The following is an 18,871-nucleotide window of genomic DNA, read 5'->3' as shown; positions in this document are numbered from 1 at the left end:
TGCGGACGCGGGCTAGCGTCCGCCGCCGGCCCAGACTATGACGCTCTCCGGTCACCGTGAAGTCCGGTTACGTTACATCCAAGTGAAACCTTGATCACGCGCTTGCTCGACGCATCGGCGGCTGTCTAGGCTGACGTTGTCGGCACGTGGGGGTGCCGGATGATCGAGGCACGGGGATGTGCCCGACGATTTCGACGCGGTTCCGTCGGGACCGCGACTCTCCTGGTTAGCCAAAGTCCGCCAATGTCGACCCCTGCCTGTCCGCGGGGTAGTGATTCCTATCCGCGATTCCCATTCGCCTGGAGGGCCATTCGCCATGCCATCACGCCAACTCATCGCCCTGTTCCCCGGTCAGGGCTCCTATCTGCCAAGCGCTCTCGCGAGCCTGGCTGCGAGCAATCCCGACATCGAGAGGATTATCGCCGACGTCGACGCGGCCGCGCAAAAGGTCCTGGGCCGCAGCGTCTCTCAGAGCCTGCTCGACCCCGGCGGGCCCGGGATCGACACCCTGCTGGAGACGGATCCCGAACTCCTGCAGTTGGCGATCTACGCCATCGACGTCGCCGCGTACGCGGCGGCGCGATCCCAGGGGCTCACGGCGGACATTCTCCTCGGCCATAGCTTCGGTGAGATCCCTGCCCTGGTTTCGGCGGGTGCATGGACAATCGCCCAGGGCGCGGAGATCGTGTGCCACCGCACTAGGGTCCTGGCCGAGCATGCCGACCCGGGTGCGGCTATGTTCGCCCTCGGCCTGGATCGGTCGGCCGCAGAACACCTGCTCGCTCTCGTTGACGGGCGGAGTGTCGTCTCGGTCGAGAATCATGCCCGGCAAACGGTCGTCACCGTGCCGGACGATGCGCTACCAGCGGTGTCCGCTTTGACGGCCGCGCTGCGGGTGTCGCACGTGCGGCTGAACTCGCCCTATGCCTTCCACTCGCCGTTCGTCGCCGCGGCCGAGGCCGCCTTCGCCGAACGCGTAGCTGGTTCCCATCCGAGCTCACCCCTGCGCACACCGGTGTATTCACCCATCGAACAGCGCTACTACAACGAGGATGAGGACCTGGCGCGGGTCCTGACCACGCACCTGACCCGCCCGGTCCGGTTCGACAGTGCCGTGCGGTGGCTCAGCGACAACGGAGCCAGCGTCTTTGTCGAATGTGGCGCGCTGGGAAACCTCTCGGGGATGGTGGCCAAGATCCTGGCGGACCGGGCCCACGAGACGGTCATCTTGTTGCGGCGGGACGCCGCAAGTGGCGCGGGGATCGCGGACGCGGTGGCCGGCTTGGTGCGTGCGCCCCAGGCTCGGGCGGTTTCGGTGGCTGCGCTGCGAGAGGCATTCGCCCCCGACTGCGCGAGTGATCTGTTCGCGGCGTTCTGGAAGGACCAAGGCCCACGCGTCTCGTCCCTGGTCGGTTCCGCGTATGCCGAATGGGCCCGCTCGAAGCCGGCCGCGGTGGCGCCCCAACCGGAGGACAACGGTCGGCCCGGACTTGCTGTTGTTGCGACTTCCCCGGGCAGTCCTGGCGGAGAACCAACTACCCCGGGGATGCCAGCTCGGGCGGAGGTACTGGCGAGGGTCGTGCGGATCTATGCCGAGGCCTTGGAGTACCCGCCCGAGGTCCTCGTCGAACACACCGACCTGGAGAGTGAACTGGGCGTCGACTCCGTCAAACAGGCCGAGCTCCTCGCTCGCGTCGGTGAGGTCTTCGACCTGCCGCCTCGTCCAGATGGGTTCCGCGCCACCGATTTCGGCACCCTCGGCCGGGTCACCGACCTCGTCCTGGCGAATCTGCCAGACGCGCCATCGCCAACACCCGCCGCGGAATCGATGGCTCCTGCGGACTCCCGGGCAGTCGTGGGATTGAACCGCGAGGAAGTGCTGGCGAGGGTCGTGCGGATCTACGCCGACGCCTTGGAATACCCGCCCGAGGTCCTCGTCGAACACACCGACCTGGAGAGTGAACTGGGCGTCGACTCCGTCAAACAGGCCGAGCTCCTCGCTCGCGTCGGTGAGGTCTTCGACCTGCCGCCTCGTCCAGATGGGTTTCGCGCCACCGATTTCGGCACCCTCGGCCGGGTCACCGACCTCGTCTTAGGCGTGGCGGCATGAGTGCCCGGGTCGGCCTGGTCACGGGAGGGGGCCGCGGCATGGGACGATCCATCGCGCTGCGCCTCGCGGATGACCTGGACGTCGTGATCGTCAACTTCTTCCGCAGCCCCGAAGCGGCCCGGGAGACCGTCTCGCTGTTGCGGCGCAAGGGCGTCGACGCTCTCTCCTATCGTGCCTCGGTTGCCCGCGCCGAACAGCGAGACCAGATGTTCGCCGAGATCAGGGAGCGATTCGGCCGTCTCGACGTGCTCGTCAACAGCGCGGCCGACGGTGCTCTCGTGCCCGCGAGCGAAGTCACCGAGGCCCACCTCGACCGGGCGTTCGCGACCAACGTCAAGGGCGCACTCGGTTGCTCAATGGAAGCAACCGCACTGATGTCCGCCGGAGCGAGCATCGTCAACGTCTCGACACTGGGCGGTGGCGAACTCGTCATGGGGGGCTACCTCGCCTGCGCCCCCGCCAAGGCCGGCCTGGAGACACTCACCCGCTATCTCGCGGTGGAGCTGGCCGCCCAGGGAATCCGGGTCAACACCGCGATCGCCGGCCTCGTCGAAAGCACTGTGGTCGACCAGTTCCCGGACGCCGAAGAGATGCAGCATGCCGTCCGCCGCGCCACCCCGTGGGGTCGTCTCGGCAGGCCCGAGGAGCTGGCTGAGGTCGTCGCCTTCCTCGCCAGCGACAAGGCCAGTTGGATCACCGGCCAAACGATTGTCGCCGATGGTGGCCTGTCCACCGGCGCGGCGCTGTTGTCCGCCCCCCTGGTCACCGGGCGGCCGACGGCGCCCGCTCCGGCGACCTTCCCGGTTGCCCACGCGGACAGCCCGGGACGCGAGGGCGCACGGGATGCCGGTTCCCCCGACGACATCGTCGTCGTGGGCATGGGGCTGGCGGTCCCCGGCGCGAGTTCCCCGGAGGAGTTCGCCGAACTCATCGAGCGCGGCCCGGACATGATGCTGCCCATTCCCGCGCAGCGATGGGACAACGGCAACTTCTGGACCCATGACGGTCGCGCCGAAGACAAGACCTATAGCGGCCACTCGGGTTTCATCACCGACCTCACCCCCCACCCACGTCTGGCCGCGGAGTTGGGTGTCGCCGTAGGCGAAACGGTCGGGGCGGGGCCGGTCGACCTGGAGCACACGACGGTGTGGTTGCGCCACAGCCTGATGCAGGCGTTGGACGGTGTCACGCTCTCACCGACCGACCGCTGCACGCTGACCGTCGGCTACACCGCCGACGGGAGCCAGCACCTGGAGGAGGCAACGGTTCGGGCCGCCGCCAGCGCTCGGCTCCCCGCCCTGATCCGGGCGGCCGGGCTGCCCGCCGAGACCTGCCACCGGGTGCAGGAGGCCCTTGCCGAGCGGTATCCGCGCACCGCGTCCGACATGCTCGACGTCCAGCCCCATCGCGTGCTCGTCCGCGCCATGGACGGAGTGCTCCCCCCGGACACCGAGACGGTGATCGTCGACACCGCCTGCTCGTCCTCGCTCTATTCGCTGGACATTGGCCTGCTCGGCCTGGTCCAGGGACGCGCAGATATCGCCGTCTGTGGCGGCGCCTTCGCCGTCGGCCCGCGCGGGTCGGTGCTCTTCTCCAAACTCAACGGACTGTCTCGCAGCGGCCAGGTGCGTAGCCTGGACGGCAGCGCCGACGGCGTGCTCTTCTCCGACGGCGCTGGCGTAATTGTCCTTAAGCGTCGCGCTCGTGCGGTTGCGGACGGCGATCGAATTCTCGCCACCATCTGTGGTTTCGGCGCCTCCTCGGACGGCAAGGGCAAGGCGATCTATGCACCCAACCCGATCGGACAGCGGATCGCAGTCGACCGCGCCTACCAGAGCCTCGATATTCCCCGGCCGGGCTGGGTGGTCGCGCACGCGACCGGGACTCCAGCCGGAGATCTCGCCGAGCTGACAGCGCTGAGCGAGTTCTTCGCCGAAGGCCACCTTGTCCACGTCACCTCGAACAAATCTGTCATCGGCCACACGGGTTGGGCCGCCGGGGTGGCGTCGGTCATCCACGCGATCACCTCATTGCACCGCAGCCGGATTGCGGCGCAGCCACGCGTGAGCGCGAACCGCCCGCAGCTGACCGAAGCGGCAAGTTCCCTGTCGGTGCCGACCAGCCCGATCTCTTGGCCGGTCGGTGAGGTCCCGCGCACCGTGGCCGTGTCCGGGTTCGGTTTCGGCGGGACCAACGCCCACCTGATCGTCGGTGATCACGACGCCAGCTCCAGCTCCACCGTGCAGACCGGCCCGGACCCGGCGGCCACACCCGAGCGGATCGTCGTGGTCGCGTTCGCCACTCACCTACCTGGGCAGGATGAGGACGAGCCGGTCGGGTCCGCCGCCTCCGCGAGCACCTTCGGTGAGAGCTATCCGCTACCTCCGTTCAGCACCCTGCGTATGCCGCCCGGCACACTACGGGCCATCGACCGCTCCCAACTGATGATCCTGCAGTGCGCCCGCCGGATCATTGCTGAGCTGGGCAAGGCGTGGTCTGATCATCGCGACACGACCGGCGTGGTGGTCGGGCATGCAGGGGCAACCCGCAACGCCATGCTGTACGCCACCCGCTGCTATGCCGATGACCTGCGCGCCGCGGTCGGCGGTGCCGGAAGCGACGCTCGGTCCGGAGTGGAAGCCCTAATCGAAGGCGTGCGGGCGTCCTGCCCGCCGTCGAGCGAGGACACCTTCCCGGGGATGATGCCCAATGTCATTGCCGCTCGGGTGGCCAATTATCACGATCTGCACGGGCCGAATATGACCATCGACACGGGACTGACCTCCTCGGTGGCCGCGTTACGAGTCGCCGCCAGCTACCTCCGGGCCGGTCGGATGACGCTCGCCCTCGTCGCCGGCATCAACGGCAACACCACCGCCGAGTTGGCTCAGCTGCTTCAGCCGGAGGTCACCCATAACCGGCCGCTCGCCGAGGGCGCCTTCATGGTTGCGGTCACAACCGAGGCCACGGCAGCCGACCTCGGCTTGGACCCGCTGGCCATCGTGGATCTGGACCAGCAGAGCGGCGACGACGCGGACACGCCTAGCGTCACATGCGGCGCCGTCGACGACCCGGCGGGCTCCTACCTCGGGGCAGAGGCCATGCGCGTGCTCGTCGAGGTGCTCCAACGGCCTCCGGCAGAGCGCGCCGTGCGCATCCACTGCCGCGCCGAGCCCGGAGCACAGAGCGCGATGCTGACGGTCCGCCCGCAGGCAACCGGGGCCGGCGTGGCGGACGCCCCCCTGGAAGGCGAGATGGCAGCCGCCGAGGTGACCGCGGACGTCGTGAGTGCCGATGAGCCCGCCGACGTGGTGGACCGCTGGACGGTCGCGCTCACACCGAGCGCCGTCACTCCCGTCCCCTCTTCGGTGTGGGTCGAGCCGGAGGCGACGATCGTCCTGACCGACGACCCCACCCTGGTGCCGGCCGAGGCACACGGGGTCTTGGTTGTCCGGGTTGGTGGACCGGCCGGCGGCGCCGTGGGCGCCCAACTCCCGGACGAGCCGAGCGAGGATTCGCTGGCCCGGCTCACCAGCGGTCGGGTTGTGCGCCATGTGCGGATCGTCACCCGGCTCTCACCCGATCAGCAGGCCAGTGATGATGTCCTTCGGCTGCACGACGCCACCTTCTTGGCCGCCAAACTCTTAGGTGAATCCGGCGGTGACACAACGATGCTCGCGCTGCTGCTCGGCGGTGCGGATCACGATCGGCCACACGCCGCCGTCGGGCTGTTTACCGGGCTGTTCAAGGTCGCCCGACTTGAGGGCCTGGCTCCGGAGGCCCTTGTGGTCGCGGTGGAGAGCGGTGACCCCAGCGCCGGCTGGGCGGTCGCGGCCAGCGAAGCGGGCGCCAGCCATCCGGCTGCGCTGATTGTGTCCGGCTCGGCGGGACGCCTGTCTCCCACGGCGACGCCGGCGCCGCTCGCGAATGAGCCCGGGCCGGTGCCCGCCGGCGACGATGTCGTCGTTGCCGTCGGCGGTGGTCGAGGTATCACGGCGGAGCTGCTGGTGGCCCTGGCGCGCACCAGCGCGCCCCGGATCGTCGTCCTCGGGAGCAACCGACTCGACGACCACCCCCGTGAGCTGCTCGTCTTGGACGACGAGCAATTCGCCGGGGCACGACCGGCATACATCCGCGACCAGCTCGCGAAGCGGCCGGGAGAGAGTGTCGGCGACATCAGCCGGGCCTTCGAGCGGATCGCCCAGGCGCGGATGGTGGCCAGCGCCCTTGACCGGATGAGCGAGCACAGCGGCCCCGACCGGGTCCACTACTACGTGTGCGATGTGCGTCGGCAACCGATGTCGCCCAGACCCTGGCGCAGGTCCATCGCGATTGGGGTTCGATCCGGCTGCTGATCCACGCCGCCGGTTTGAACCGCTCGACGCCGCTGGTGACCAAGCCGCTCGATGAGTTCCGCCGGATCCGCGATCTGAAGGTTCGTGGCCACGTTCACCTTGCCGCGGCGCTCGCCGGCAGCCCGCCCGGGCTGTGGCTCAACTTTGGCTCCCTGCTCGGTATGACCGGGCAGGCCGGGGAGGCGGACTACGCCTCGGCCAACGATTTCCTCGGGTTCGCGCCTTGGCGCGGACCGGACCGGGCACCAGCGAATGCACCGTCGGGTGGACCCTGTGGGGCGAAGTCGGCTTAGGGGCCAACGCGTTGACCAAGTCCTACTTCGACAAGGCGGGCCTGTATTCGAGCATGAGCACCCAAGAGGGCGTGCGCCACTTCCTGCGCGAGCTCGGCCAGGCGCAACCTGCCCCATACACGGTCCATATGGGCCAAGCCGAGCAGGCAGCGGTGCGGCGCCTGCTTCCCGGCTTCCTGGAGCAGCAGCGGCGCGAGCCGTTCTATCTCGGCAGGATCATCCAGCAGAGCCGCGACCGGCTGGTCACCGAACGCGTGTTCAGCCGCGACGACGACGGCTACCTGGCCGGACACGTGGTGGACGGGCGCCCGACGCTCCCCGGCGCCTTCGTCACCGAGATTGCCGTTGAGGCCGCCACGGGGTTGCGTCCCGACCTGTTCGCTACCGCGGTGACCGACCTCAGCTTCGAGCACTTTCTCAAGCTCGCCGAGCGTCCCGGCACAAAGCGCATCGTCGCCGAGGTGATTCGGGTCGGCGATGACGGCGTCGATGTTGGTGTGCGGGTCCTCGAAGACGTGATCGCTCCCACGGGGCAGGTTCTGGTCCGCGGCCGACGGCACTTCAGCGCCACCGTGGAACTGCGCCGCGAGCCACGACCACCCGCCCGCTGGCGAAGCTGGCCCGAAGACGGCGCAACCCCGGTGCCCGACCCGTATCACTCCGGCGCCTCTCCGGTCGTGCTCAGCGGCGAGTTCCACTCCACCGAGCGGACCCGGGTGCTACCCGACGGCGGCCGGTCCGCCTACACCAACCCAGTCCCGGCGACGCACCCGGTTTATCGCCGCTTCTCGGTGCCGGTGCTGCTGCTGGATGGCCTGCTTCGCACCGGTGTGCTCGAACTCCTCGACGGGCGATATGTGCCCATCTGCGCGCCCGTACGCATCGGCCGCATCGAACTTTTCGAGCCGGTGAGCGATGCCGCCTTGGCCGACCGGGAAATTGAGCTGTTCGCGGCCCGCGAATTCTCGCCCTCGCAGGGGTCCGGCGGGTCGTGCCGTTTCGTGGCGGCCGACCGCAGTGGCCAGGTGGTGCTGCAGGTGCTCGACCTCGACTGGGTCCAGCTCGGCTACCTCGACACGATCACCGACGGTCACGTCCACCACCCTCCCGTACACCCCCACCCGATCGGAGTCGCCCCATGACCACGACAGTGAACCGCGCGGGGGTGCCACCCCAACCGCTCCACAGCTGGCCGAGGACAACCGCGCCGGCCGCCCCTGGCCCCGCAGGGGGCGCGCAGGCATGGCGCAACCTGCGTCGGTTTGCCCGCAACGCGCCGATGCTCTTTCAGGAGCTGCGCCAGACGTATGGCGATACCGTCCGGCTGCCGCTGGGCTGTTTCACCGTCCACCTGCCGTTCGCGCCCGACGACATCTCGTATGTGCTGCAGGAAGGAAACCGCAACTTCGTGCGGGGCAAGGGTTATGACTTCTTCCGCATCTTCATGGGGACCGGGCTACTCACCACCGACGGGGAGGAGTGGAAAACCCGGCGGCGCATCGTCAACCCGCTGTTCCACCACCGGGCCGTCGAGGCGATGTGCGCGACGATGGTCTCGGCCACAAGACGGGTCCTGGATCGCTGGGAGCGAGAGAACAGCGGCGGCACGCTCGACGTCGTACCCCAGGCGATGCACATCACCCTCGACGCGCTCGGCTCGGTCATGTTCGACCGGGACCTCGAGAACGACCACGACCGCGTCGGTCCCGCCATGGACCGGGCGATCGAGGCGATGGTTTTCCGCGGGGAGCCGCGCCAGTTGCTGCCGTCCGGCACGCCCTTCGGCTATCAGCGGCGCATCCGCGGCGCCCGCGCCGAACTGCACGACCTGGTCGCCGACATCGTCACCGCCCATCGCCGCGGCAGTCAGGCCGGACGCGTCGATCTCGTCTCCCTGCTGCTGGCCGCCCAGGACGAGGACGCCGGCACGCTCAGCGATGACGATGTCCGCGACGAACTGATGACGATCTTCATGGCCGGGCACGAGACCATCGGCACCGGTCTCGCCTGGGTCCTTGCCGAACTCGCCCGCCACCCGGACATCCAGGAGGCGGGCCATGCCGAAGTCGAGCGTGTTCTCACCGGCCGGGAGCCGACGCTGGCCGACCTCCCCACCCTGGGGTATGTGCGCCAGATCGTTGACGAGACCCTGCGCCTGCACCCGCCGATCTGGGTCTTTCCGCGCGACGCCGTGGCCGACGATGTCATCGGCGGCCATCGGGTGCCAGCGGGCGAGTCGGTCTTCCTCTGTCCCTACGTCACCCACCGCCACCCGGACCTGTGGGCCGCACCGCACACCTTCGACCCGGATCGCTTCGCGCCCGGGCGAATCGCCCGGCTGCCCAAGTTCGCCTACTTCCCGTTCGGTGGGGGGCAACGCAAATGCATCGGCAGCGCGATCGCGCTGCAGCAAAGCTACCTGTCCACCGCGATGATTCTGCAGCGCTTCGTCCTGCGGCCGGCCCCGGACCTGCGCCTAGATCTCGGCACGCTCGTCTCCCTCCGGCCGCTGTCCGGGTTGCCGTTGCGGGTGGATCGGAGGACGCCATGAGCACCGTCACGACGGCGAGCGGGCCTCCCGCACCCGCGGCTCCCGTCACCGACCCAGCCCCGCAGCGGGAGGACCCGAACGCACCGACTGCCAAGGATCGCGCCGTGCGGTGTCGGTGGGTCAGCACCGCGGTGCCGACACCACCGGACCCGTGCCCGGGTGATCTCGCCGGATGGACCGTGGCCGTCCTGGGAACCGACGGCGCGTTGACGACCGCCGTGCACTCCCGGCTCGCGGCTCTCGGCGCCACGGTGATCGCCGTCACCCAGACAGGCGCTCCCGCCGCTCCCGAGTGGCCCGACCTGGCCAGCGACGTCACCGAGAAGGTGGACGCCGTGGTCGACCTGGGCTGTGAGGAAGTGGACGGAAACGACGCGGGTGCCTGGTGGCCACCCCTATCTCGGACGATGGCGGTCTTGCGCAAGGTCCAACCGGTCTGGACGCAACGTCCCGACCTGGGCTCGACCCGCTACCTGGTGGTCACCAGGACAGGAGGCCACTGCGGAACCCGCCCCGGCCCGGTGCCGAAACCGATGAGCGGCCTGTGGGCCGGCCTGGCCAAGGGCTTGCCGCACAAACTACCCACCACGGCCATCCGGGTGCTCGACCTCGCCCCCGATGGGATCGCGACCGAGTGTGCGGCGATCGCCCGCGAACTGCTCCACCCCGGCCCCATCGAGATCGGGTATGCCGCTGGGAAGCGCCACCACCTGCGCGCCGTCCCGCAGGCGGTCGGCCCACCGCGCCGGACGCTCGGCCCGAACGACCTCGTCCTGATCACCGGTGGTGGGCGAGGGATCGGCTTCGCCCTGGCCGGCCATCTCGCCCGACGGCACGGCACACAGGTGGTGGTCACCAGCCGGTGGGGCCCACTACCCGCCGGCGATCCGTGGCTGACCGAGGACCCCGCCGCGTTGACCGCGCTGCGGGAGGCCACGCTGCGGCGGGTAGCCGCCTCCTCGGGGGTGGCGGCCGGGCGCGCCGCCGTCGAGCGGGCCCTCCACCGGCGCCGACTGACTCTCGGACTGGACGCCGCCGCGCGCGCGGGCTGGCCCATCCGGTGCGAGGTCGCCGACGCCGTGGACCCGGAATCCATGGCCGCCCTCGTGCGCCGACTGCCGTGCCGACCGACGGTCGTCGTGCACAACGCCGGCGTGGACAAGCCCACTCGCCTCTCCCGGAAGCGCCCGGAAACGGTGCTGGCAACCATTGCCGTCAAGACGGATGGCTTCCTCGCTCTGCAGTCGGCCCTCGGCAGCGGACCGCCGCCAGATGTGTGGTGCAACGTCGGGTCGATGACCGGGCGTTGGGGCGGAATGCTCGGGCAGCTCGAGTATGGGGCCGCCAACGAGGCACTCGCCCGGCTAGGTCAGTGGGCCGCGCACGACCCGACGGCCACGCCGGCGGGACGCACGACCGTGACGGTCGCCTGGCCGACGTGGGAACGCCTCGGCGGGATGATCAGCAACTTTGAGGCCACCTTGGCCTACATGGAGGCGATGCCCGTCGAGGAGGGTCTGCGGCACTGGGAGGCCGAACTCCTCGGGACGACGGACGGGGAGTCCGGTTTCCTCGCGCCGGTGGGCCCAGGTCTCGGACCGGGGGTGTTGCGGGGCTATCAGCAACCGCGCCAGCTGCCCGGCGCCACCCGCCTGGGCGCCGCGGGCGTCCTCGCCGGTGGGACCCGGCTGCGCTGGCAACCGGGGCAGTTCGCCGCCACGCTCGCCTTCGAGGCAGCCGAGTGGCCGGTGATGCAGGACGTCACCAGCGGCGGCGAGCCGATCCTGCCCGTGGCCTGGGCGCTGGAACTGGCGTTGGCTGTCGGGCCCTGGGCAGCCGAGCCGGGCCGGTTTCATCCGGCCCGGCTCGCCGAGGTGGTGATTGACCTCGCGGCGCTGCGGTGTCGCGACGGGTGCACCGAGGCACAGGTCAGCGCCATTTCGCGAGGCGGACCCCCTGGAATGCAGCGGATCCGCGCCGAGGTCCTGCTCAATGGTCGTCCGGCGCTGAGCGCCGTCATCCTCGACGGGCCGCCCGCCTCGTTCCCCACAGACGATCTGGACGCTGGAGCGCACGTTCCTGATCTGCGGCGTCCAGCCGCGTCCGCCCAGATCTCCTGGGCCGGGCAGGTCCTGCCGATCGCGGCATGGCGGATGAGCAGCGAGCGGGATCTGTGGCGGGCCGAAGTCACCGAGCCTCGCCCCGAGTCGCAATGCCTGCATGACCCCGTGGCCATTCCACGGCTGCCGATCGCCGCCATCGAGACCTGCGTGCGCGCCACCGTTCACGGCGTCGGGCCGGCTCGGCCCAGCCACGGCACCCATCTCGTCATCCCCGTCCTGGACATCGTTGACCTCGACCGGCCGGCTCGGGGGCTGCTCACTGCGGGAAGCCGAACCGCGATCGTGGATGCGGCGGACCACCCGGTCGCCATCCTGCGCGGCCCGCACCGGCGCAGCCAACCCGCCCACGCCCACCCCAGCACGCGAAACCGCCGCTCCCATCGAGACCCTCAGGAGTCGACATGATCACGCATGACCCGCCCGTCCACGACCGCACCGATCGCTACTGCATCATCGGTGCCGGCGCCGGCGGGCTGACCGCTGCCAAGAACCTGCTAGACGCCGGTGTCGTCGTCGATGTCATCGAGCGCGAGAGCGCGCTCGGCGGCATCTGGAACCCGGACAATCCACACAGCCCCGCCTACCGCTCGATCCACCTGATCACCTCGAAGCGGTGGATCGAGTACACCGACTTCCCGATCCCGGAGCACTACCCGACCTATCTGGGGTTGCGGGAGGCACACACCTACCTGTCCACCTACGCGGTCTGGTCGGGGGTCCGGGACCACATCGAGTTCGGACGCACCGCGTGCGATGTCGACCGCACCGACGGCGACCCGGCCTGGCTGGTCACCCTCGACAACGGCGAGCGGCGCCGCTATGCGGGCCTGGTGATCGCCAACGGACACAACAGCCAGCCCCGGTGGCCCGAGCTGGTGGGCGACTTCGACGGCCCGATCATGCACGCGGCGCAATACGACGAGCCGAGCATCTTCGACGGCCGCCGTGTCCTGGTCATCGGCGGCGGGACGTCTGGGGCCGACATCGCCGTGGAGGCATCCGCGCGCGCGTCCGCGACCTTCTTGAGCGTGCGCCGCGGCTGCTACTACTGGCCCAAGCACGTGCTCGGGATGCCCACCGACGAGTTCTACGAGAGGGTGCTTCGGCTGCGTATACCGCGCCCCCTGCTCCGGTCAGGCGCCGCGCTGGTCCTGCGGGCCAGCCGGGCCGGCGACCCGGCGGCATACGGCCTGCCCACTCCGCCGCACAAGCTGCTGGAGGAGCACTTCGTCATCAACACCACGCTGCTCTACAACCTCGGCCACGGTGCGATCGGCGCGAAGCCGGCGATCGAACGGCTGGACGGGGACGGCGTGCGCTTCACCGATGGAACGCGCGAACGCATCGACCTCATCGTCTGCGCCACCGGCTACGAGCAGACCTATCTGCCGTTCATCGACCGGCGCCACCTCAATTGGACCGGGTCGATCCCGGGCTTGCATCTGCACGCCTTCCATCCCGACTACGACAACCTCTTCGTCGTCGGGCTGTTTCAGACCAGCACGGGCAACTGGCAGATCATGGACTATCAGGCCCAGGTCATCGCCCAGTTCATCTATTGGATGTCGCGCGACCCGGCCCGCGTGAGCGAGTTGCGCCGAGCCAAAGCGCACCCGCGCTATGGCCGCGCCCTAGCCGGCGGCATCAATTTCTATGACTCCGATCGCCACCAGCTCCAGGTCGACCACGTCACGCTCCGCGACACTCTGCGCCGGCTGTCCGCCCGGTATGCGCTGCCGAGGGAGGTGGCGGCATGACCGTGCTCAGCAGCCTGGTGACGCGCCGTCGCTGGCTCGTCCTGCTGATCGGCCTGGCCCTTTTCCGGGGCCGCAGCGCTCTTCGGGATCCCGGTCCTTGGTCAACTCGGCGGCGGGAACCCCGACTTCGTCACCCCCGGATCCGGATCCCAGCAGGCGGTCGCCCGGATCGAGCAGGCAACCGGCACCGTTCCGGACGGCGGCCTGATCGCCCTGATCCGCAGCGGGCAGCCGGTCGGTGACCGCGAAACTCAACGGACGGTGCGGGAAGTGCTTGCGGCCATGGATGCCGAGCCTGCCGTCGCGGCGGTGACCGGCCCCGACGGCGGCCAGGCCCGACAGATCTCCTCGGACGGCATGAGCACCTATGTCGTCGGCACCTGGGATGCCGCGGCCGGAGATGCTGCCATTCAGGACACGATCGAGCGACTGCAGGAGCGCTTCGACGGGCGCTTCGACGTCCGTTTCGGCGGCAGCGAGGTGGTGGGCAACCAGGTGGTGAACACGGTCAAACGAGACCTTGCCCGGGCCGAACTGTTCGCCTTCCCCCTCCTCGCGGTGCTGTCATTGCTCGTCTTCCGGGGCGTGGTCGCGGCCCTGCTCCCGCTGCTGCTCGGCGGCCTGAACATCGCAGTCGCCACTGCGGGCTTGCGGCTGGTCAACGAGTGGACCGAGCTGTCGATCTTCGCGATGAACCTCGTCAGCGCCCTGGGACTCGGGCTGGCGATCGACTACACCCTGCTGATCGTCTCGCGGTTCCGCTCCGAGCTCTCCCAGGGGCACGACCCGGCCGCCGCGTTGCGGACCACGCTGAACACCGCCGGCCGCACCGTCCTGCTCAGCGCCGTGACCGTGGGCGCGGCCATGGCGTGCCTGTTCGTCTTCGACCAACGCTTCCTCGACTCGATGGCCGTCGGCGGTGTCCTCGTCGCCGCGTCGGGAGCCGTTGCGGCCCTGGTGATTCTGCCCGCCCTGCTGGCCGTGCTCGGCTCACGGGTCAACGCCTGGTCGCCACGCCGCTGGCGTCAAGATCTCGACGGCCCCGATGCAGCCGGGCCGTGGCAACGCGTCGCCCGGGCCGTCGTGCGCCGACCCGTCCTGCCCGCCCTGGTCGGCACGATCGCGCTGCTCGTCATGGCTGCGCCGATCGCCGGCGTCGACTTCACCACCGTCAGCGCCAAGGACGTGCCGTCGCACCTTTCGGCTCGCCAGGTCGATGATGCCTTGGCGCTCGACTTCCCGGCAAACCCCCGCGAAGACGTCGTGGTCGTTGCCCAGGGCCCCGCGCAGTCACCGGCCGTCGAGAAGCTCGCGGACCGGCTGGCGGGCCTGGACGATGCCGCCCAGGTCTCGCCGGTCCTGCCGCTGAATGCCGACACCTCTGTGCTGCTGGTCGATCCGCGGCACGGCGGTACCGACGAGCGCAGCCTGGACCTGGTCCGGACGATCCGCTCGTACTCCACCGCCGAGCTCCCGGTCGAGGTCGGCGGCGAGAGCGCCAACTTCGTCGACTTGCGCGCGAGCATCGAGGATCGGTTGCCCGAGGCCACCCTCCTCGTCGTCCTCGCCACCATGGTCGTGCTTTGGCTGCTCACCGGCTCGGTGCTGTTGCCCGTGCTGTCGGTCGTGCTCAACACGCTGACGCTCGCGGCGACATACGGCGTCCTGGTCGTCATCTTCCAAACCGGTCACCTGAGCGGGCTGCTCGGCTTCACCCCGCAGCATGCCCTGGACGTGACGATGCCGGTCCTGCTATTCGCCCTGGTCTTCGGATTGTCGACGGACTACGGCGTCTTCCTGCTCGCGCGGATCCGCGAGTTCCGCGAGAGCGGACTCGCGGACCGGGAGGCGGTGGTCCTCGGGGTTGCCTTCACCGGGCGCATCGTCACCGCGGCGGCCCTGCTGTTCTGCGTCGCCTTGGGGGCATTGGTCACCAGCGAGATCACGTTCATCAAGCAACTCGGGCTGGGGACGGCTCTGGGGGTCATGGTCGACGCCACCGTGGTACGGGTCCTGCTCGTGCCCTCGCTCCTGGTCCTCGCCGGGCGGGCGACGTGGTGGGCTCCCAAGCCCGCCAAGTGGCTGCACGAGCGGATCGGGGTCAGCGAGGGCCCACTGGAGCCCGCCACGATGCGAGAGGGCTGGTCATGACCGAGCCAATCCGATCTCTGCCCGACCCGCCGCCGGCAGCCGTGTCGTCGCCGGCCAGCCTGGTCCAGCGCACCCTCACCCACGGCGACATGCGCCAGCGCGCGCGCATGGTCGGGGTCCTCGACCGGCTGGCCGAAGACCAGGTGCACCCGCACGCCAGGGAAGGTCACAAGGACAAGGGCAAGCTCACCGTCCGGCAGCGGATCGAGCTGCTCTTCGACCCGGACACCTTCCAGGAGACGGGCGGGCTGCGCCGGCGCCGGGCTAGCGGCTTGGGAATGGACGGTGACCGCCCATACAGCGACGGCGTCGTCACCGGCTGGGGGCAGATTCACGGGCGCACCGTCTTTTGCTATGCGCTGGACGCACGCGTCTTCGGTGGGTCCCTCGGCGAGGCCCAGGCGGACAAGATCCATCACTGCATGGATATGGCGGTCGCCGCCGACGCCCCGATCGTCGCGATCCACGACGGAGCGGGAGCGCGCGTTCAAGAGGGTGGTCTCGCGCTGGCCGGCTTCGGCGGCATCTTCCAACGGCATGTGGCGGCGTCCGGCGTCGTTCCGCAGATCAGCGTCATCCTCGGTGCCTGCGCCGGTGGATCGGCATACGCCCCGGCACTGACCGACCTGGTCTTCATGGTGCGCGGGGTCTCCCAAATGGTCATCACCGGGCCTGACGTCGTCGCCGCGGTGACCGGGGAGCGCCCTGGACTGGAGGAGCTCGGCGGCGCCGACGTGCACGGGTCGCGCAGCGGCGTGGCGAATTTCGTCTACGACGACGAACAATCGTGCTTGGAAGAAGTCCGCTGGCTGCTCCAGCTGTTGCCTTCGTCGAGCCACGAACTGCCGCCGGACTACGACTGCGACGACCCCCCGGACCGCGGCAACGAAGCCCTTTTGGATCTGGTTCCGGTCGAGGACCATCGCGCCTACGACGTGCGCGAGGTGATCGCCCACATCGTCGACGACGGGGAGTATTTGGAGGTGCACGAGGGCTTTGCCCGCAATGTCGTGTGTGCCCTTGCGCGCATCCGTGGCATCACCGTGGGCCTGGTTGCCAACCAGCCGCTGGTGCTCGCCGGCGCCATCGACATCGACGCCTCGTCCAAGGCGGCCCGGTTCGTCGGCTTTTGCGATGCCTTCCATCTGCCGATCGTCTCCCTCGTGGACGTCCCCGGGTTCCTGCCCGGGGTCGAACAGGAACACGGCGGGATCATCCGGCACGGGGCGAAGCTGATCTTCGCTTACTGCCGCGCGAGCGTTCCCCGGATTCAGTTGATCCTGCGCAAGGCCTACGGCGGCGCCTACATCGTGATGGACTCGCCGTCGGTCGGTGCCGATCTGTCCCTGGCCTGGCCGACTCACCGGATCGCGGTCATGGGAGCCGCCGGGGCCGTCGATGTGATCTATCGGCGAGAGATCACCGCCGCGGCCGACCCGGTCGCCCGCCGGACGGAGCTGATCGCCCAATATGAGGACGGGGTGCTGCACCCCCTCTGGCCGCCGAGCTGGGGCTGGTCGATCGGATCATCGACCCGGCCGCCACCCGCCGGGTACTGGGTGAGGCGCTGGTTGCCCTGAGGGGCAAGCGCCGGCCGGAGAAGGCTGCCCGGCACGGTGTCCATCCCACCTAGCGCCGGCTGTGGCGCCCTCAACCGGCGGCGCCACAGAGCCACGCTGTCCGGCACGTGGCATAGGCTCGGGACAAACGCGGCATACGGAAGGATGCGAGCCATGGCCGGTCAGGAGCAGGTGCGCCCGCGTGGGCGCGGTGGTGACGGCGACGAGGGCCCCGAGGGCGATGCCGGGCAGGTGAGTGCCCGCAAGGAGTCGATCGACGCCGACGTCGACAGCGTCCTCGACGAGATCGACGGGGTGCTGGAGTCCAACGCCGAGGAGTTCGTCCGCAGCTTCGTCCAGAAGGGCGGGCAGTGACCGCTGCCGAGACCGGCCGGCTCCCCGCGCCCTTCCGCGCGCCGGGAACCGCCTCGTTCACCGAGTTCCTCACCGCGCACGCGCCCGAGCTGATCCCGGCTCGGCGCGCGTTGCCGCCGCGCCCGGTCGATGCGCCCCACGGCACGACGATCGTCACCCTCGCCTTTGCCGACGGGCTGGTCATGGCCGGCGACCGTCGGGCCACGATGGGCAATATCATCGCCAACCGCGACATGGAGAAGGTCTTCGCCGCCGACGAGTTCAGCGTCGTCGGGATCGCCGGCACCGCGGGCCTGGCGATCGAGCTGGTCAAGCTCTTCCAGGTCGAGCTGGAGCATTATGAAAAGATCGAGGGCGCGCTGATGTCCTTGGAGGGCAAGGCAAATCGCCTCGCCACGATGATCCGCGGCAACCTTGGAATGGCCATGCAGGGGCTGTCGGTCGTTCCCCTGTTCGGCGGCTATGACCTCGACACCGCGTCCGGGCGGATGTTCTCCTACGACGTGACCGGCGGCTGCTACGAGGAGCACGACCACCACAGCATCGGCTCCGGCTCGCTCTTTGCCCGCGGCTCGCTGAAGAAGCTATGGCGACCCGGCCTCGACCGCGCCGGTGCGCTTAACGTGGCCGTCGAGGCCCTCTATGACGCCGCCGACGACGACTCGGCGACCGGCGGGCCCGATGTGCAGCGGCGAATCTGGCCGACCGTGGCCGTCGTGGACGCCGAGGGCGTGCAGTTCGTCGACGACGCCACCGTGATGGCCAGCGTCGAGCAGGTGCTCGCCGCCCGGACCGGCAACCCGGGAGGTGCCCGATGACCCAGATGCCGTTCTACGTTTCGCCCGAGCAGTTGATGAAGGACCGGGCCGACTTCGCGCGCAAGGGCATCGCCCGCGGCCGTTCGGTCGTCGTCCTCGGTTATGACCTCGGGGTCGCATTCGTCGCCGAGAACCCGTCCAAGGCGCTGCACAAGATCTCCGAGATCTATGACCGGATCGGCTTCGCCGCGGTCGGCAAATACAACGAGTTCGAGAACCTGCGGGTCGCCGGGATCCGGTATGCCGATCTGCGCGGCTACTCCTACGACCGCTCCGACGTCACCGCCCGCGGCCTGGCCAACGCCTACGCCCAGACGCTCGGCGTCGATCTTCACCCAGGAATCCAAGCCCTACGAGGTCGAGATCATCGTCGCCGAGGTCGGCGCGGGCGAGGCCGAGGACCAGATCTACCGGCTGACCTACGACGGCTCGGTCACCGACGTCGGCGGGTTCGCCGCGATGGGCGGGGCCGCCGAGCCGATCGAGGCCGGGCTGAAGGAGCGTTGGCACTCCGGTATGCCGCTCGGCGAGGCACTCGGCCTGGCCGTCGCGCTACTCGCCGCCGACCCGGCCGGGGGCGAGGCCCGGACCCTGGAAGCCGGCTCCTCGAGGTCGCCGTCCTGGACCGGACCCGCCCGCGCCGCAAGTTCCGCCGGATCACCGGCGACCTGCTCGCCAGCCTGCTCAGCCCCGCCGACCCGACCCAGGCCGCGCCGCCCGACGAGGCCCACCCCGGCCAGCGCGACGTGTTGACCGGCGAGGAGCATGCCGATGTCGCG

12 protein-coding genes and 1 pseudogene are annotated in these 18,871 nt (G+C 69.7%); all 13 read left to right on the top strand.

The features are described from left to right. Positions 1-316 precede the first annotated feature (316 nt). The 13 genes and pseudogenes from V9G19_RS06965 (at position 317) to V9G19_RS06905 (ending at position 18,845) form a co-directional block, all read left to right on the top strand. The gene (locus V9G19_RS06965) at positions 317-2,110 is read left to right on the top strand and encodes an acyltransferase domain-containing protein (RefSeq protein ID WP_462284746.1); all 1,794 of its coding nucleotides are present in this window, start codon (positions 317-319) and stop codon (positions 2,108-2,110) included. After that, complete coding sequence (locus V9G19_RS06960; RefSeq protein ID WP_462284745.1) at positions 2,107-6,465, top strand: SDR family oxidoreductase; 4,359 nt, start codon at positions 2,107-2,109, stop codon at positions 6,463-6,465. Before V9G19_RS06965 ends, V9G19_RS06960 begins: the two co-directional genes overlap by 4 nt. Beyond that, on the top strand, positions 6,387-6,758 hold the full coding sequence (locus tag V9G19_RS06955) for an SDR family NAD(P)-dependent oxidoreductase (RefSeq protein ID WP_462284744.1): 372 nt from the start codon (positions 6,387-6,389) through the stop codon (positions 6,756-6,758). The genes V9G19_RS06960 and V9G19_RS06955 overlap by 79 nt, the downstream gene beginning before the upstream one ends. Then, positions 6,689-7,900, top strand: coding sequence for a hotdog family protein (locus V9G19_RS06950; RefSeq protein ID WP_462284743.1), 1,212 nt, complete (start codon positions 6,689-6,691; stop codon positions 7,898-7,900). The genes V9G19_RS06955 and V9G19_RS06950 overlap by 70 nt, the downstream gene beginning before the upstream one ends. Further along, the gene (locus V9G19_RS06945) at positions 7,897-9,309 is read left to right on the top strand and encodes a cytochrome P450 (protein WP_462284742.1); all 1,413 of its coding nucleotides are present in this window, start codon (positions 7,897-7,899) and stop codon (positions 9,307-9,309) included. The genes V9G19_RS06950 and V9G19_RS06945 overlap by 4 nt, the downstream gene beginning before the upstream one ends. Then, positions 9,306-11,837, top strand: a complete 2,532-nt coding sequence (locus V9G19_RS06940; protein WP_462284741.1) for a KR domain-containing protein — start codon at positions 9,306-9,308, stop codon at positions 11,835-11,837. The genes V9G19_RS06945 and V9G19_RS06940 overlap by 4 nt, the downstream gene beginning before the upstream one ends. After that, positions 11,834-13,189 (top strand): flavin-containing monooxygenase, encoded by a 1,356-nt coding sequence (locus V9G19_RS06935; protein WP_462284740.1) that lies wholly within the window; start codon positions 11,834-11,836, stop codon positions 13,187-13,189. Before V9G19_RS06940 ends, V9G19_RS06935 begins: the two co-directional genes overlap by 4 nt. Positions 13,190-13,276: 87 nt before the next feature. Next, the gene (locus V9G19_RS06930; protein ID WP_462285041.1) at positions 13,277-15,340 is read left to right on the top strand and encodes an MMPL family transporter; all 2,064 of its coding nucleotides are present in this window, start codon (positions 13,277-13,279) and stop codon (positions 15,338-15,340) included. Beyond that, a complete protein-coding gene (locus V9G19_RS06925; protein WP_462284739.1) occupies positions 15,337-16,920 on the top strand; it encodes an acyl-CoA carboxylase subunit beta in 1,584 nt (527 codons plus the stop codon). The genes V9G19_RS06930 and V9G19_RS06925 overlap by 4 nt, the downstream gene beginning before the upstream one ends. 153 nt (positions 16,921-17,073) lie before the next feature. Next, complete coding sequence (locus tag V9G19_RS06920) at positions 17,074-17,274, top strand: ubiquitin-like protein Pup (protein WP_462284738.1); 201 nt, start codon at positions 17,074-17,076, stop codon at positions 17,272-17,274. Beyond that, entirely contained in the window at positions 17,271-18,092 is an 822-nt protein-coding gene (gene prcB / locus V9G19_RS06915; RefSeq protein WP_462284737.1) for a proteasome subunit beta, read from the top strand. Before V9G19_RS06920 ends, prcB begins: the two co-directional genes overlap by 4 nt. Further along, a pseudogene (gene prcA, locus V9G19_RS06910) lies at positions 18,089-18,406 on the top strand (proteasome subunit alpha); the annotation flags it as partial. The gene prcB and the pseudogene prcA, both read left to right, overlap by 4 nt. Further along, positions 18,333-18,845 carry a hypothetical protein gene (locus tag V9G19_RS06905; RefSeq protein ID WP_462285040.1) on the top strand — a complete coding sequence of 171 codons (513 nt, stop codon included), beginning with the start codon at positions 18,333-18,335 and terminating at the stop codon, positions 18,843-18,845. The pseudogene prcA and the gene V9G19_RS06905, both read left to right, overlap by 74 nt. Positions 18,846-18,871 lie beyond the last annotated feature (26 nt).

Source organism: Nostocoides sp. (assembly GCF_037045025.1).
In the GTDB taxonomy this organism is placed as follows: domain Bacteria; phylum Actinomycetota; class Actinomycetes; order Actinomycetales; family Dermatophilaceae; genus Nostocoides_A.
Note: the sequence above shows the minus strand (reverse complement) of the source record. Positions and strands in the feature narration are given on the sequence as shown.

Excerpts from the sequence above, each read along its gene's own strand:
- V9G19_RS06925 (WP_462284739.1), top strand. The coding sequence starts at position 15,337 with ATGACCGAGCCAATCCGATCTCTGCCCGACCCGCCGCCGGCAGCCGTG.
- V9G19_RS06920 (WP_462284738.1), top strand. The coding sequence starts at position 17,074 with ATGGCCGGTCAGGAGCAGGTGCGCCCGCGTGGGCGCGGTGGTGACGGC.
- V9G19_RS06945 (WP_462284742.1), top strand. The coding sequence starts at position 7,897 with ATGACCACGACAGTGAACCGCGCGGGGGTGCCACCCCAACCGCTCCAC.
- V9G19_RS06940 (WP_462284741.1), top strand. The coding sequence starts at position 9,306 with ATGAGCACCGTCACGACGGCGAGCGGGCCTCCCGCACCCGCGGCTCCC.
- V9G19_RS06905 (WP_462285040.1), top strand. The coding sequence starts at position 18,333 with ATGCCGATCTGCGCGGCTACTCCTACGACCGCTCCGACGTCACCGCCC.
- V9G19_RS06935 (WP_462284740.1), top strand. The coding sequence starts at position 11,834 with ATGATCACGCATGACCCGCCCGTCCACGACCGCACCGATCGCTACTGC.
- V9G19_RS06965 (WP_462284746.1), top strand. The coding sequence starts at position 317 with ATGCCATCACGCCAACTCATCGCCCTGTTCCCCGGTCAGGGCTCCTAT.
- V9G19_RS06960 (WP_462284745.1), top strand. The coding sequence starts at position 2,107 with ATGAGTGCCCGGGTCGGCCTGGTCACGGGAGGGGGCCGCGGCATGGGA.